General features: G+C 69.2%; 13 protein-coding genes. All 13 read left to right on the forward strand.

Translation table 11 applies throughout. The annotated features are described in order from the left end of the window. Positions 1-34: 34 nt before the first annotated feature. The 13 genes from eccB to ACWDV4_RS19700 all read left to right on the forward strand — a co-directional run bounded on the left by eccB (position 35) and on the right by ACWDV4_RS19700 (position 14,360). A complete protein-coding gene (gene eccB, locus ACWDV4_RS19640; RefSeq protein ID WP_449980826.1) occupies positions 35-1,498 on the forward strand; it encodes a type VII secretion protein EccB in 1,464 nt (487 codons plus the stop codon). A gap of 84 nt (positions 1,499-1,582) precedes the next feature. After that, positions 1,583-1,882 (forward strand): WXG100 family type VII secretion target, encoded by a 300-nt coding sequence (locus tag ACWDV4_RS19645; protein WP_449980828.1) that lies wholly within the window; start codon positions 1,583-1,585, stop codon positions 1,880-1,882. 40 nt (positions 1,883-1,922) lie between these two features. After that, the gene (locus tag ACWDV4_RS19650) at positions 1,923-2,225 is read left to right on the forward strand and encodes a WXG100 family type VII secretion target (protein ID WP_449980830.1); all 303 of its coding nucleotides are present in this window, start codon (positions 1,923-1,925) and stop codon (positions 2,223-2,225) included. A gap of 63 nt (positions 2,226-2,288) precedes the next feature. Beyond that, the gene (locus tag ACWDV4_RS19655) at positions 2,289-2,678 is read left to right on the forward strand and encodes a hypothetical protein (RefSeq protein WP_449980832.1); all 390 of its coding nucleotides are present in this window, start codon (positions 2,289-2,291) and stop codon (positions 2,676-2,678) included. A gap of 32 nt (positions 2,679-2,710) precedes the next feature. Then, positions 2,711-3,355: a hypothetical protein gene (locus ACWDV4_RS19660; protein ID WP_449980833.1), complete on the forward strand. Its 645-nt coding sequence runs from the start codon at positions 2,711-2,713 to the stop codon at positions 3,353-3,355. Next, positions 3,336-5,231: a hypothetical protein gene (locus tag ACWDV4_RS19665; protein WP_449980834.1), complete on the forward strand. Its 1,896-nt coding sequence runs from the start codon at positions 3,336-3,338 to the stop codon at positions 5,229-5,231. Before ACWDV4_RS19660 ends, ACWDV4_RS19665 begins: the two co-directional genes overlap by 20 nt. A 33-nt stretch (positions 5,232-5,264) precedes the next feature. Further along, positions 5,265-5,609, forward strand: coding sequence for a hypothetical protein (locus ACWDV4_RS19670; RefSeq protein ID WP_449980836.1), 345 nt, complete (start codon positions 5,265-5,267; stop codon positions 5,607-5,609). 52 nt (positions 5,610-5,661) lie between these two features. Beyond that, positions 5,662-7,479 carry a hypothetical protein gene (locus tag ACWDV4_RS19675; protein WP_449980838.1) on the forward strand — a complete coding sequence of 606 codons (1,818 nt, stop codon included), beginning with the start codon at positions 5,662-5,664 and terminating at the stop codon, positions 7,477-7,479. A 5-nt stretch (positions 7,480-7,484) separates the two neighbouring features. Beyond that, complete coding sequence (locus tag ACWDV4_RS19680) at positions 7,485-7,994, forward strand: YbaB/EbfC family nucleoid-associated protein (RefSeq protein WP_449980840.1); 510 nt, start codon at positions 7,485-7,487, stop codon at positions 7,992-7,994. Next, positions 7,991-11,314 carry a right-handed parallel beta-helix repeat-containing protein gene (locus ACWDV4_RS19685; protein ID WP_449980842.1) on the forward strand — a complete coding sequence of 1,108 codons (3,324 nt, stop codon included), beginning with the start codon at positions 7,991-7,993 and terminating at the stop codon, positions 11,312-11,314. Before ACWDV4_RS19680 ends, ACWDV4_RS19685 begins: the two co-directional genes overlap by 4 nt. 55 nt (positions 11,315-11,369) lie before the next feature. Continuing rightward, entirely contained in the window at positions 11,370-13,187 is a 1,818-nt protein-coding gene (locus ACWDV4_RS19690; protein WP_449980844.1) for a hypothetical protein, read from the forward strand. A gap of 2 nt (positions 13,188-13,189) precedes the next feature. Next, positions 13,190-14,026: a hypothetical protein gene (locus tag ACWDV4_RS19695; protein ID WP_449980846.1), complete on the forward strand. Its 837-nt coding sequence runs from the start codon at positions 13,190-13,192 to the stop codon at positions 14,024-14,026. 31 nt (positions 14,027-14,057) lie between these two features. Then, positions 14,058-14,360 carry a WXG100 family type VII secretion target gene (locus ACWDV4_RS19700; RefSeq protein ID WP_449980847.1) on the forward strand — a complete coding sequence of 101 codons (303 nt, stop codon included), beginning with the start codon at positions 14,058-14,060 and terminating at the stop codon, positions 14,358-14,360. The last annotated feature ends 90 nt before the right edge of the window (positions 14,361-14,450 follow it).

The raw sequence follows: 14,450 nt of genomic DNA on the forward strand, positions 1-14,450 counted from the left end.
CCGCATCGTATCGAAGGAGAAGGAGAACCCGCCCGTGCAGAACCGCCGAGATCAGGCGCAGGCACATGCCTTCGTGATGGGCCGCCTCGTCTCCGCGTTGCTGCGCGCCGAGCCGGACGCGCCGATGACGCCGCTGCGTCGCTTCCTGGTCGGCACGATCTGCGGGGTGCTGCTGGGCGGGCTGGCCCTGGTCGGCTTTGGGGTCTACGGCTTCTTCTCCCCGGGCGGTAGTACGGCCTGGCGCAAGCCGGGTGTGCTGGTGGTGGAGAAGGAGACCGGCACCCGGTACGTCGTCGTCGACGGGGTGCTGCGTCCGGTGCTCAACCACACCTCGGCCCGGCTGATCCTCGGCGGTGCACCGAAGGTGGTGACTGTCTCCCGTAACTCGCTGCGCGACGCGCCGCACGGGCTGCCGGTCGGCATCCTCGCCGCACCGGACCACCTGCCGGATGCGAGCCGGATGGACGCCAACCAGTGGCGGGTCTGTTCGACGACCCGACCCGATGCCACCGGCAAGGAGCAGCCGCATGTCACCTTGGAGCTTGGAACCACCCGTACGGCGGGGAGTGCGGCCGACGGTGCGGCAGTGGTCGTACGGACCCCGGCGAACCAGGTCTTCCTGGTGTGGAACAACCAGCGGCTACGGGTACCGAACCTGGCGATGCTCGGTGCCCTCGGCTACTCCGCGGCGACCGTACGGCAGGTCGGGTGGTCCTGGATCAACGCGGTACCGGCCGGACCGGACCTGGTAGCCGGGGACGTGACCGCCCGAGGTTCGGCGGGTCCGCGACTCGACGGTCGAGCCTCGGTGGTCGGCCAGATGTTCAAGGTGTCCGGAGTCGGTACGGGGGAACCAGACCAGTTCTTCGTCATGCTCGATGATGGTCTGTCGCCGTTGACGCCGCTCGGGGCGGCGCTCATGCTCGCCGATCCCGCTACCCGTGCGGCGTATGCGGGGGCCCGCGTCACCATGTTGGAGCTGAATCCGGCGACGTTGGCCCAGTCACGGTTGTCGGCGTACTCGTCGGTCAACCAGGCGTTGCCGGCCGAGTCGCCCCGGTTGATGCAGGTCGACCCGGGCCACGTGCCGTGTCTGTCGATCTCGATGACCAAGGATGGGCCTGAGGTTCGGCTGACAGTGGGCGAGCCGCCCGAGGTCGCGAAGGACCCGTTCGGTGGTGGCGCCGACCAGATCATGGTGGCCCCCGGGTCCGGCCTGCTGTTGCAGGATCTGCCCGGTCCCGGTGTTCCGGGCGGCACCCGCTATCTGGTGGTGGACAGCGGGGTGCGGTATCCGATCCCGAGCGACGAGGTGGTCAAGACCCTCGGCTACGGTGCTGTCCCCGCGTTGCCGGTGCCCGCTCCGATCCTGGCGCTACTGCCGGTGGGACGGGCACTGGAACCCGCAGCGGCCCGGGCCACCGCACCCTTTGAAGCCCCCGGTCCGTCGAGTACGGACGGAGCCCGCCCGGCCGGGGGGAGTGGTGCCACCGATTAGCCGATCCGGGTCGAGGCGCCGGCGCCTTCTCCGACAACAAACCGTCAGTCAGCCAATCGGCACGCAAAGGAAAGGGGCGAATCGATGACGTCTCCCACGTCAAACACCAGTAGCGGCATGCAGGCCGCTGGCCAGCAGTTCATCGCGACGTACGACGAGATCACCGGTCACATGAACAGCCTGCGGAGCGAGTTGCAGGCCCTGCGGTCCCGCTGGGACGGCAGCGCCGCGCGGGTCTTCGAGGACACCATGACCCAGTGGGGTGTCCAGTTCGACAGCATTCTCCGTGACCTCGATTCGATGGCCGACCGGTTGATCGGCGGCGCCGGTCACGTCGAGGCCGCCGAGGACTTCGCCATCCAGCAGGGCTCTTTCTTCAAGTAGGCCATGACACCGGCACCCGAACTCGGTTGAGGAGTTTCCCATGAGTCAGCCCACCTACCGGTACGACCCGGAGTCCATCCTCCAGGGCATGGCGGCGATCAAGGCCGCCCACAACCGGATCGACGACGCGTTGGACGCGCTGGAGCGTTACGCCGACACCCAGTTGCAGACCTGGGACGGTGACACCCGGCAGAAGTACAACGAGTACAAGCTGCGCTGGGACCAGTCGGTCACCAACATGAAGGACATCATGGTCAACGGCGCCATCCCGTCCCTACAGCGGATTCTGGACAACTACAACCACACCGAGCGGATCAACGCGTCGGGCTGGCAGCAGGGCTGACCGGTGGCCGGGCCAGCCCACCGGCTGGCCCGGCCGCCGCCCGCTGCCGGAAAGGAGGACAGGATGCCTGACGAGACGGTGACCGCCGATGACGAGCGAATCCGGCTACTCGGAATCAAGTACCAGACGTGGTCCGAGGAGTTCGACGAACTCGTGCTGCAGGCCGAGGCGGCGGAGATCCGACCGGGGCATGTGGAGCCGGGTGCCGATCTGCTGAAGAAGCGGTACGGCGCGCGGGTCGGTACCGATCTGGTGAAACTGCTGACCGATTTCCAGAAGTCGTTTTACGACATCGGCCTCGAGTTGACCCGGGTGGCCAAGGTCTATGCGACGACGGAGGACCTCAGCCACGAGGACATCCAGCGGCTGGATCGCATGATCAAGGTAATTAGCAAGACCTACCCGGAGTACAGCCCACTGGCTGAGGACCCGCTGACGCCGCCAGCACTCTGATCACCGGGCGGCCAGCGGGGAAGGGAGGAACCATGCGGAGTACGGAGGCAGTCGTCGATCGCCATGCTGTGGAGCGGTCGATTCGTAGCGGCGATCCGGGCACGCTGCACGCTGCTGGTGAAGCACTACTCGACATGGACTCGACGTTGGGTGGCGTGGCTGACCGGATTCGGGAGGCGAACCGGGATGCCCTGCCGGTGCTGCGCCGGTCCGGCCCGGCAGCGGCGCAGGTCTCGTTGTTGATCATTAGCCTGGCGGATGCGATGGACCGGTTGGCTGTACCGCTACGGGGACAGGGCCGGGCGCTGCACCGGGCGGCGGACGCACTGTCGACGGCGCAGCGCGATCTGGCCGAGTTCCAGCGGGACGTGAGCAGCTACGAGGTGCACATGCGTGCCATCGGCGTGGCATGTGACTATTTCTCCATCGATCGCGAGGCGGAGAAGATCCTGCAGTCGCTGGACACCGCCTACCGGCATGCGATCACCGAGTTCCAGCGTGCGCCCTCGATGACAGTCACCGCATCGGATGTCCAGCTGGCCACCGCCTGGGTGGCGTCCCCGCTGGATGACACACCCGCACCGCGTTCCATACCACCGGTCAGCGCGCGGCTCGCGCGAGTGTCGCCGCCAGCCGAGCGGAGGGGAGGAAAGCAGCATGGGCGAGTGGACGGATAGGGCGTGGAAGGAGCGGAACAGCGCGGGTGAGCGGATCGAGCAGCAGACCATCACCTACCGCGCCCTGCTCTTCCAGGAAAGCGCCGGAGAGAGCGCCAAGCAGTCCAGCCCTGTCCTGACAAACCAGGCGGCAGACCGACTGACCGTGATCCAGGACCGACTCGACGAGTTGCGTAGCGAGATCTATCTGGAGGAGATCGACCGCGCCAGCTACTGGACCGGCCCGGCGGCGAAACTCTTCGGCGACACGATCGCTGCGTACCTGTCGCTCATCGACGAGATCGCGAAACGACTCGATGAGTACGTCACCACGACCCGGACCATGGTGGCGACGCCACACGAGACTGCGCAGAACGATTTCACCAGGAACCTCCACGACGTCCTCTATCGGGAGTGGAGCCGGATCAACCTGGACGGAAAGGGTACGACCGAGTACTCCAGTCTCTGGACGGCGATGCACCACCCGGCGTACTGGCGGGACAAGAACAGCACCAACAGCTCCGACGAGGAGAGGCGGTTCAACAAGGCGCTGCCGGAGTACCAGCAGGCGGTCAACAAGCTGTTCGATGACGTGAAGGCCACCCGGGATGGCATCGTCAAGAAGCTCTCGGACAGCTATGAGCAGGCCACCCCGAAGTATCGGCCGTTGCCGCCCGGGCCGGACTTCTCTACCGTCACCGTCAAGAAGGACTCGGACGACGAGAGCGATTCCACCACGGATGACAAGGACGATCCGTTCGACCTGAATTCACTGCTCGGTGGCGGTGGAGACCTGTCCAACCTGCTCGGTGGCTCGGACGGACCCGGCGGTGGTCTGGGCGGTCTGGACGGCGGCGGCCTGGACGGGCTGGGCGGTCCGGATGCCGTAGGGGGAGGTCTGGACGGCGGCCTCGATGGCTTGGGCGGCGGCCTGGACGGGGGTACGGGGCCGACAGCGGGCGACCCGGATGGCGTAGACGGCCTGGGCGGGTACGACGTGACCGGCAACGGCGTGTCGGACTTTGGGCCTGGTGGGCTCCGGCTGCCCACCGGGGATCTGCCCGCCGGCAGTCGCCTCGTCCGTCGGCCAGACGGTTCGGTCGGAGTAGACCTCGACGGCGACGGTGTCGCCGACGTCGACCGAAACGGTCGGGCCCTGCCCGGCGGTAGCGCACCGGAGGAGAGCCGCCTCGTTACCGGCCCGGACGGGACCACGGGATACGACATCACGGGTAACGACGTGCCCGATCTCGGTCTGGATCTGCGGCCCCTCCCCGGCGGCGATCTGCCCGCTGGCAGCAGCCTGGTCACCACCCCGGACGGAGCCCAGGGAATCGACCTGGACGGCGATGGTGTCGCCGATGTGGGGCTGGACGGTCGGGCCCTGCCCGGGGGCAGTGCGCCAACGGGTGGTCGCCTTGTCACCGGCCCGGACGGCCAGACCGGCTTCGACCTGGACGGTGACGGGGTCCCGGACCGAGGGATCGACGGTCGGCCGATCGCACCCGACCTGGATAGTTCGCCTGACCCGAGTGGGCGGGTACCGGGCGATCAGGTCCGACTGGTGCCAGAGGACGAGGGCAGCTCCGGGTCCGCCGGTGTGTTCAGCGGCGGTGGGCAGAGCGGCTTCGGCTATCCACCACCGATCCCGCCAGCGGTGGGCGGGGGAGCCGGCAGTGGAAACAACGACGAGCGCGAGCGGCAGACCTGGCTACAGGAGGACGACGCGGTCTGGACCGATGACGTGGTCCCGGTGACCGCGCTCGGACGCCCCGGGTACGACGAGGACGAGGAGGTCGTCGACGAGTGGGCGGCTCCGACTCGGCGTCCCCGAGGTGCGCCCCGACCGCAGCGGCCGGCCCAGGGCAGCTGGCCACCGGGCACTTCCCGACGTTAGCCGGCAGATCAGGACCCTTGAAAGGAGTGTGTTGTGGCGACCCAGGTGGACCACGCGGCAATAAAGACCCTAGGCCAGAACATCGTCCAGCACTTGAACGACGCGTTCACCGAGTACATGAAGATCGATCAGCTGAAGAGTCTCGCCCCCGGCGACTTCCCGGATGGCGATGCGCTCAAGCTGGCCTTCGACAAGCGACGGGAAGAGGCCAGACAGGCGCTCGCGGCGATCACCCAGGCTGCCATGGATATTCAGGCCCAGTTGGATGCGGTGAGTCAGAAGTACGAGCAGACCGAGGATGACAACACGATCACCGCGGCCGAGTTGGACGCGTTGATCACAAAGGTCAAGGCGGAGCTTCCGGGCGTCGAGCTCTAGCGATGCCGCCAGCTGGTGGCGTTCCATGGTCGGTCTGAAGGGGAGGCGCCCGATGGCGGGAAAGTACGACGACTGGACCCTGAACCGGGTGCTGTCGGCGATAGGTCGGGGATCCGAAGCGCCGTTCACGGAGGGAGGTGACTACTTCGCCAGGATGTATTCCGCTCTCGAAAAGGCGAAGGACGGCCTCATCGACGAGCTGAAGGGCGTTCCGACCTTCTGGACCGGGCCGGCGGCGGAAGCGTTCACTCCTGTCCTGCGGGAGGTGGCCAGCTTCGTCGTGGCCGTACGGGAGCCGATGAAGGGCTATGCGGCTGCTCTGGATGACGGAAAAGAGGCGTGGCTGGACGCCAAGCGCAAGATCGATCAGCTCAAGCTGGATCGTGACCGGTATGTGGAAGCGGAGCTCGCAGCCAATCGCACGCCGAACACCACGAGGTTCGACCGGTCGGCGCAGCAGATTCTGGAGACCCTGGGGGGTAGGTACGAGACCGTCATCTCAAGTCTGAAGCCCGTTCCGATCAGTCCGCAGGAGGTGCGGTCGACCAGCACCAACGGCAACGAGAACGGCAGCGGATCGAACGACGACGACGAAGACGAAGAGAACAAGGACGATCAGGGCACGGGATCCGAAGACGAGAAGGACGAAGAGGGCGGAGGGTCCGGAACGAAGGACGGAACGGAGGACGGGACCGAGGACCCGGCCGGTGACGGTAGTGGCGAGGGCAATAGCAGCGGGCCCGGTGGTGGTGAGGGCACCGGTGGAGAGGGCAGCGAGGACAGCGGTGGAGAAGGCACCGAGGGCAGCGAAGGTACCGGTGGCGACGGCAGTGGTGGCGGGCCTGGCACCGGTGTCCCGGGTCGGCTCAGCGACACCAATCGCGCGCTACCCAACGCGCCCCGCACCAAGGACCGCAACGGCAACGTGACCGGCATAGACGTCGACGGCGATGGGGTACCGGACCTTGGCCTCGACGGCAAGCCGTTGCCCGACGTCAAACTCGTCGAGCTCGGTGGCGTGAAGGGCGTCGACGTCGACGGCGACGGGCGTCCGGACATCGGGGTGGACGGCGAGATCCTGCCGCACGCCCCGATCGTCCAGGGTCCGGATGGCACGATCGGTATCGACGTGAACGGCGACGGAGAACCCGATGTGGGCATCAGCGGGCAGATCCTGCCGGACGCGCCGATCGTGACCTATGACGGAGTACGTGGCGTCGACGTCGACGGGGACGGCATTCCGGACCTCGGAATGGACCGTAAGCCGCTGCCCGATGCGAAGATCATCGAGGTCGATGGCGTGCGGGGAGTCGACGTCGACGGGGATGGGAAACCCGACATCGGGATGCAGGGGGAGATTCTCGACTTCGCCCCCATGGTCTCCACTCCGGACGGAATGGCCGGGGTCGACGTCAACGGCGACGGCAAGCCCGACATCGCGGTGCTCGGCGGAATCACCGTGCCGGTGGAGCGGGGCATCCAAGCCCTCGGCAGCCCGAACCTTCCGGTCACCCCACAGACGACGCAGACCCAGACACCGGTCACCAGCCTCACCTCCGCCAACCTCGGTGGCCAGACCGTCACGTACGCCCCTGACTACGATGACCCGCCGACCGTGCTCACCAGCCTCAGCGCGGCGGTGGCGAGCTCTCCCCGCGCGGCGGCAGTGGACGGTGTCACGTACGGCGGCAACCCGGCGTGGGCCGGTTCCCCGGCGATGCCGTACGGTGCCGGCGTCGGTGCGCCCATCGGGAGCAGCAGGGCACAGCGTTGGACGTCGGTGGCTGAGGACGACGATGCCTGGCGCGATGATCGCGGCGCGAACTCGGCGCTGGGACGCCCCGCCTATGACGACGAGTGGGAGGACTGAGCGGCATGGCGTCGGGATTCGAGGCGGCCATCAACGAGATGCTGGCCGAGCTGGAGCGGCAGCGGGAGAGCATGACCCGGATGCAGCAGGGGCTGACCGCCGTCACCGGTTCGGCGACCGCGCCGAAGCGGCAACTCTCCGTCGTCGTCGACGCGCACGGTGAGATCACCGAACTCAAGTTCCTCAACCAAAGCTACCGGTCGATGTCGGCGACCGAGTTGGCGAACCTCATCGTGACCACCATCCAGGAGGCCCGCCGGGACGCCCGCGTCCGACTGGCCGAGCAGGTGGGCAGTGTTGGCGTCGATGGTGCCGACCTGCACGACCTCGTCGACGGGCAGGTCGACTGGGGACGGGCGTTCTCCGACGCGCTGGCCGTACCGCAGCCCTTCCTGGACATGCTGCAACGACCACCGACCGACCTGCTCGACGGCGTCGACCTGGACCGCACCGAACGACCGGACGGCCACGAGGACGCCTTCGCACGGCGTCCGGAGCCGGGAGCGGACCGATGACCTCGCGTCGGGTGTACACCGTCTCGGCCACGGTGCCCGGCTGCTACCGCAGGATCTCCGACGCCCTGGCGAAGGCGGAGAGCGGTGCCATCATCGACGTTCTGCCCGGGGAGTACGCCGAGACGCTGCACCTGTCCACCCCGGTCACCATCACCGCGCGGGATGGTCGGGGCAGTGTCCTCGTCGCCCCGACGGACGGGCACGCGGTGTTCATGCACACCGAGACCGCGACCCTGGCCGGGCTGGTGCTGAAGCATCGGGACGACAAGCGGGCCTCGATCGACGTCGGCGTGGGGCGGCTCCGGCTCGACGGCTGTGACGTACAGGCCGAGGCCCCGGCCGCGGTGTTCGTCCGCTCCGGGGCGGCGATCGTGATGACCGACTGCGGGATCACCAATTCGGTCGGGGCCGGCATCGTGGCGACCGACGATGCCGCCGGCTCGGTGGAGCGGTGCCGGATCGAGCGGATCGGCACCTCGGGGGTGGTGCTGCGCAACGGCGCGGACCTGGCGCTGCGGGACTGCGTCATCAACGAGGCCCAGGGGAACGGGATCTGCAGCACCGAGGGTGCGAAGGGGCTCGTGCAGCGGTGCGAGATCTTCCGCATCGGTGGTCCCGCCCTGGTGCTGGAGAAGGGGGCCACCACCCGGGTCAGCGGGGTCACGGTGCGGGACACCTCCGACGTCGGTATCTACCTCACCGGCAACGGCCGGGCGACGGTGGAGGACTGCGAGATCACCGAGACCGCCGGGGTCGGTCTGCTCGTCGCCGACGGTGCCGATCCGTCGGTGGTACGGGCCCGGGTGAGTCGTACCCGGGGCCACGCCATCCGCATCGTCGGCCGGTCCCGGGGCACGTTCGAGGAGTGCGAGGTCAGCGACGTCTCCGCCTCCGGTGCCTGGGTCGGTGGGCACAGCGACCCGACCTTCACCGGACTGCGGCTACGGGACTGCGCGGACGCGGCACTGTTGATCAGCGATTCGGCGGCGGGCACCTTCGACGGCGTCGAAATCCTGCGCTCCCGCCAGCACGGGGTACGGATCGCCACCGGCGCCAATCCGCTACTGCGCAAACTCGTCGTCACCGGCTGCCACGGCCACGGGATCGTGGTGGCGGAGAACGGCCGGGGCCGGATCCAGGGCGCGGAGGTCACCGACACCCGGTTCGCCTCGGTACGCAGCCTCGACGGCGGTAGCCCGGAGATCACCGAGTCCCGCTTCAGCGGCAGCGACGACGTCGGGGTGCTCGTCGGTGCCCAGGGCCGCTGCGTACTTCGCGGCTGCGAGATCGTCCAGGCGCGTACCGGCGGGGTGGCGGTCGAGGACGGCGGCGAGGCGACGCTGACCGAGTCGACCGTGCGGGACTGTGGCGGAGACGGCGTGCGGCTCGCCGCCGGGGCGCGCGGTGAGATCACCGACTGCGAGGTCACCGGCAACGAGGGGGACGGCATCTGCGTCGACAGCGACCAGCCGATCGTCGTACGTGACTGCACCCTCTCCGGCAACGAGGGGGCCGGGCTCCGGCAGAGCACTCCGGGTCCCCGGCTCACCGTCGAGAAGGTGACCAGCGCGGACAACGGCGAGGCCGACTCGTACGGCGTACAGGCCACCGTGGGCGGCCGGCCCGGCAGTTCTGGGCGGACCCGGACCCGCGCGGTGCCCGTCGACCTGCCCTCCACTGAGGATCTGCTGGCCGAGTTGCAGGAGTTCGTGGGCTTGGCCTCGGTCAAGCGGGAGGTAGCCACCCTGGTCAACCTGCAACAGTTGGCGCGCAAACGGGCCGCCGTCGGACTACCCAGTCCGCCGATGAGCCGCCACCTGATCTTTGCCGGGCCGCCCGGTACGGGCAAGACCAGCATCGCCCGTCTGTACGGCAAGATCCTCGCCTCGCTCGGCACCCTGCCGAAGGGGCACGTGGTGGAGGTGGCCCGCCAGGACCTGGTGGCCCAGTACGTCGGTGCCACCGCCATCAAGACCACCGAGAAGTTCACCGAGGCCCTCGGCGGCGTGCTCTTCATCGACGAGGCGTACACGCTCGCCGCCGACAGCGGTGGGTCCGGCGCGGACTTCGGTCGGGAGGCGATCGACACCATCGTGAAGCTGATGGAGGACCATCGGGACGACGTGGTGGTGATCGCGGCCGGCTACTCCCACGAGATGCGTCAGTTCCTCCAGACCAACCCCGGCCTCGCCTCCCGGTTCACCCGCACCGTCGACTTCGCCAGCTACACCCCGGACGAGCTGGTCACCATCGTGGAGAACTTCTGCCGGCTGCACCAGTACACGCTGGAGTACGGCACCCGGGCCGCGCTGGAGGGCTACTTCGGCCGGATCCACCGCGACGAGACCTTCGGCAACGCGCGTACCGCCCGGAAGGTCTTCGAGGAGATGGTGGACCGGCAGGCCCAACGGCTGGCGGCCGAGGGCAACATGTCGCCGCAGGAGCTCAGCCGGCTCGTACCCGAGGATCTCGGTCCGGTCGCCGGGCCCGGTATCGGCACGGCGGCGGGTGCCACCCGCGAGGAGCTGCCGGCCCTGCTCGAACAGCTCACCGGCATGGTCGGCCTGGCCTCGGTGAAGCGGGAAGTCACCGATCTGATCAATCTCATCGGCACCGCGGAACGGCGACGCCAGGCAGGGCTGCCGGTGCCGACCCTGTCCCGTCACCTGATCTTTTCGGGTCCACCGGGGACCGGGAAGACCACGGTCGCCCGTCTCTTCGGGCAGGTGCTGGCCGCGCTCGGGGTGTTGTCGTCGGGGCAGCTCGTCGAGGTGTCCCGGGGCGACCTGGTGGCCGAGTACGTCGGACAGACCGCCCGCAGGACGAAGGACGCCTTCGACCGGGCCCGGGGCGGCGTGCTCTTCATCGACGAGGCGTACAGCCTGAGCCGGGGGACCGGGGGCAACGACTTCGGCGCGGAGGCCATCGACACCCTGGTGAAGCTGATGGAGGACCACCGGGAGGAGGTGGTGGTCATCGCCGCCGGCTACCGGTCGGAGATGACCGGCTTCCTCGCGGCGAACCCGGGCCTCGCCTCCCGGTTCGCCCGGCCGTTGGAGTTCGAGAACTACACCCCGGACGAGTTGGTGGTGATCTTCAACCAACACGCGGAGGCGGCCGGCTACACCTGCCCACCCGCCACCCTGGCCACCCTGGCCCGACACTTCGGCAGCGTCGAGCGGGGCCGGGACTTCGGCAACGGTCGGTACGCCCGACAGGTGCTCGATCGTATGGTCACCAGGCAGGCAGGTCGCACCATGGGCATGTCCGCACCGACCACTGTGGAACTTACCCTCTTGTTGCCCGAGGACCTGCAGTGACGGTGGTCGGGGACCTGTCGTGACAGCCGGATCGGGCCGGGGATCGGAGGTGACCGTGACGACGGTGCAGCACCAGCGTTCCACTGGACCGCAGCGACTGCGGGTGGACGAGGTCGGCGACGTGTTGCTCGTCTCGGTGGGCGGGGTCCACCCTGCCACGGCTGCGGTGGCCCGGGCGCTGCCGGCCGAGGCCGGCCGGATCAGCGTCGTCATGCCGGACGCGGACCTGGCGTACCACCCGGACCTCGTGCCCAGACTGTGCCGGTGGGTGCCGGTGCGCTACGAGTCGGTCCGGCTGGTGGCCCCGTGCGCGGCGACCGCAGACCCGTCCGGCCGGATTCCCGCACAGGCCCTCTGCGAACTACTCGAAGCCGACGTGGTCGCGCCGGACGGGGAACTGATCGCCGTACCCGGTGGGGCGCTGTATGTCCTGCCCACCGGCGCTGCGCGGACGGACGGTCAGTGGTGGCGGTACCGGCCCGGCCGTACCCCGTTGGTCGCCGGCCGGCGGTTTCCCACCCCGGAGTGGGAACGGGACCTGGCCGACCTGCCCGAACCGGGCATCCCCGAGGTGACCGTCGAGCAGATTCCGGCCGGGCTGTGGGTCCGCCGGTCCCGAGGGCGGGCCGGGCCGGTGGAGCCGGCTGACCTGGCGTACGCCATTCCGATCCAGTCGGAGAGCGTCACGATGCTGGTCTCCCGCCCTGGTGACGCACCGCTACGTGCCACCGACCTGCGTCGGATGATCGAGGTGATGCCGGCTTCGCTGTTGGAGCGGATCGTCGTCACGCCGTACGGAGATACGCCGGTAGCCGATGGTGAACTCGGTGCGGTGGCGTCCGTTGCGGCCAACCGCACCCTGCGGGTCCGCACCGGTCTGCCGATCCGGCTCTCCGGGCGGGGACAGCAGGTGGCGGCGATCGGGGCGGACGGGATGCCCACCTGGACGCCGTTCGCTCGCGAGATCGCGTGGCGGCCACACGGTGGCGGGCGGGTGCTTTCCTGGACCGCGCCCGCCGAGCAGTTGCTGCCCGCCGGCTCGGCCCAGTTGATGCTGAACGAGCGTTGGCTGGTGGAGATCATTGAGGCGGGGCTGTGGATTCGGGAGATGAACCGGACCGAGGGGGCGAGCACGGTGCGCCAGCTTCCGCTGCTGGCAGAGCACTGCACGGTGGTGATCGGGGTCGGTGACGAGGACCAGGCACAACCGCCGTGGCGCGCCATCGACCGCCTGTTGCGTCGCCTCCCACCGGAGGCACAGTCCCGGCTGCGGTTGGCCGTGCCCGCCGCGGCCGGCGAGGCGCTGGCCGAGGCGCTGGTCAAGGGGCTCCGGCGGATCCTGCAGGGGGTATCCCTGCTGGTGCTGACTGGCGGCGGCCGACTGGTGGGCCCAGGAGCGGCACAGGCGACCGACCATTCCGGGCAGACCGTGGTCGACCCGGCCGAGCACACCTCGCCGACCGAAACCCGGTCGTCGGCCAGCAGCCGCCGTGGCCGGGCCGCCGTGGACGAGGTGGGCCGGCTGCTGCACTACGTCGACCAGATTCGGCGGGCACCGGCCTGGGACGAGTTGCCCACCCAGCGGGCGGCTGAACCCACGCAGCCGGCAGTTGAACTCACGAAGCGGGCGGCCGAACCAGCACCTGGACGGGCCGAATCCGTGCCGAGGCCGGTCGAGGCGTCTGCCCACCGGCCCGAGCCGGCACCATCACCGCCGGTCCCGGTGGAGGTACCCGTGGTGGTGCCCGTGCCGGTCGTGGTGACCTCATCGGACGCTGAGGCCGGTCCGGAACCCGCAGCCCGTCCCGCCCGGGGTCCAGCCACGCCGCCAGCGGAGGCCGACCCGGTCGGGCAGCCCAACGAGGAGACATGACAGTGGAGCCGCAGCCACGGCCCCGCAACAGTTTCGCGGGTGGGGCGATCCTCGTACTGACCATGACGATCGTGCTGGTCGTCGTGCTGCTGGTCGTCATGGGGCAGGGCACGTCGTCACCATCGGGTGAGGCAGGGCGGACAGCACCGGGCCAGACCCCGGCAGCCGACACCGGGACCGAGCCACCGATGCCCCCGCCGGACTGGCTGACGCTGACCCCCGGTGTGGCGGCGACGCAGACCCCGGCGGCCATCCTGCCGCCCGACGAGCCGGCCACGCCGGGCCACACCGGGGCTCCAACCCCGCGTACGACGGCTTCTCGGTCCTATGGGTTCACCGCGGTAGCGGGTGCCGGATGCGCCGAGACGGCGACCGCCGGCTCGGTCGCCCGCTATCCGGCCAGCTCGCCCCTGGTCGCCATGGCCGGGGGCTGGACCGGCCCGGGCTGCTCTCGGAGTCTGTTCTGGTCGGTCCCGATGTCCGGTCAGGCTGACCGGTCCGATACGGACATCCAGGTGCTGTGGTGGTTCAGCACCGGCACGTCGGCGACGGGCAGCTGCGAGGTCTGGGTGTACGTGCCCAATGCCCAACGCGAGGTGGACGCGGCCGGAAAACCGACCGCCTACCAGGTGCTCCGCAGCCGGACCGACGCCACGGTGGTCGGCACGTTCACCATCGACCAGACCGCCAACCGGGGGAGTTGGGTCCGGGCCGGGGCGTACCAGCTGGAGCGGGGGCAGATCGCCGTCCGGTTGCTCAACCAGGGCACTGGCGCACCCGGAGCCCGGCACGCCGCCGCCCAGGTGCAGGTGGGGTGCACGCACCAGCGACTGGGCTGAACCGGCGTGGCCTGGCGTACGTAGCCACGGTATGGCCTACACGATCACCATCGACGCCGAAGCGTTGGAACTCATCGCCCGGGAGTTGCAGGTCCCGGCCGGCACGCTGCGGGCGGCGGTCCAGACGTTCAACAACAACGTCCTCACCCTCGGCGAGCCCTGGGGCGGTAGCGGCGATGAGATCGGCAAGCAGTGGGCGGACGTCTACGTTCCGGGCCTGGAGAACGTGCAGGGTGGATTCAAGGCGATCATCGACGGGCTGCTCAAGCTGTCGGCGGATTTCGACCAGATGGCGACCCGCTACACGCAGGTCGAAGAGGTAAACGCCCAGTAGGCGTGGTGCCGGGTCGCCGCTCCTCGGCACGGACGCGACCCGACGCAACCCGCGACAACCACCCTGCCGGATGCAGCCGATGAGGACGTA

It is taken from the genome of Micromonospora sp. NPDC003197, from assembly GCF_053590565.1.

Excerpts from the sequence above, each read along its gene's own strand:
- ACWDV4_RS19665 (WP_449980834.1), top strand. The coding sequence starts at position 3,336 with ATGGGCGAGTGGACGGATAGGGCGTGGAAGGAGCGGAACAGCGCGGGT.
- ACWDV4_RS19685 (WP_449980842.1), top strand. The coding sequence starts at position 7,991 with ATGACCTCGCGTCGGGTGTACACCGTCTCGGCCACGGTGCCCGGCTGC.
- ACWDV4_RS19660 (WP_449980833.1), top strand. The coding sequence starts at position 2,711 with ATGCGGAGTACGGAGGCAGTCGTCGATCGCCATGCTGTGGAGCGGTCG.
- ACWDV4_RS19645 (WP_449980828.1), top strand. The coding sequence starts at position 1,583 with ATGACGTCTCCCACGTCAAACACCAGTAGCGGCATGCAGGCCGCTGGC.
- ACWDV4_RS19675 (WP_449980838.1), top strand. The coding sequence starts at position 5,662 with ATGGCGGGAAAGTACGACGACTGGACCCTGAACCGGGTGCTGTCGGCG.
- ACWDV4_RS19655 (WP_449980832.1), top strand. The coding sequence starts at position 2,289 with ATGCCTGACGAGACGGTGACCGCCGATGACGAGCGAATCCGGCTACTC.
- ACWDV4_RS19700 (WP_449980847.1), top strand. The coding sequence starts at position 14,058 with ATGGCCTACACGATCACCATCGACGCCGAAGCGTTGGAACTCATCGCC.
- ACWDV4_RS19650 (WP_449980830.1), top strand. The coding sequence starts at position 1,923 with ATGAGTCAGCCCACCTACCGGTACGACCCGGAGTCCATCCTCCAGGGC.
- ACWDV4_RS19680 (WP_449980840.1), top strand. The coding sequence starts at position 7,485 with ATGGCGTCGGGATTCGAGGCGGCCATCAACGAGATGCTGGCCGAGCTG.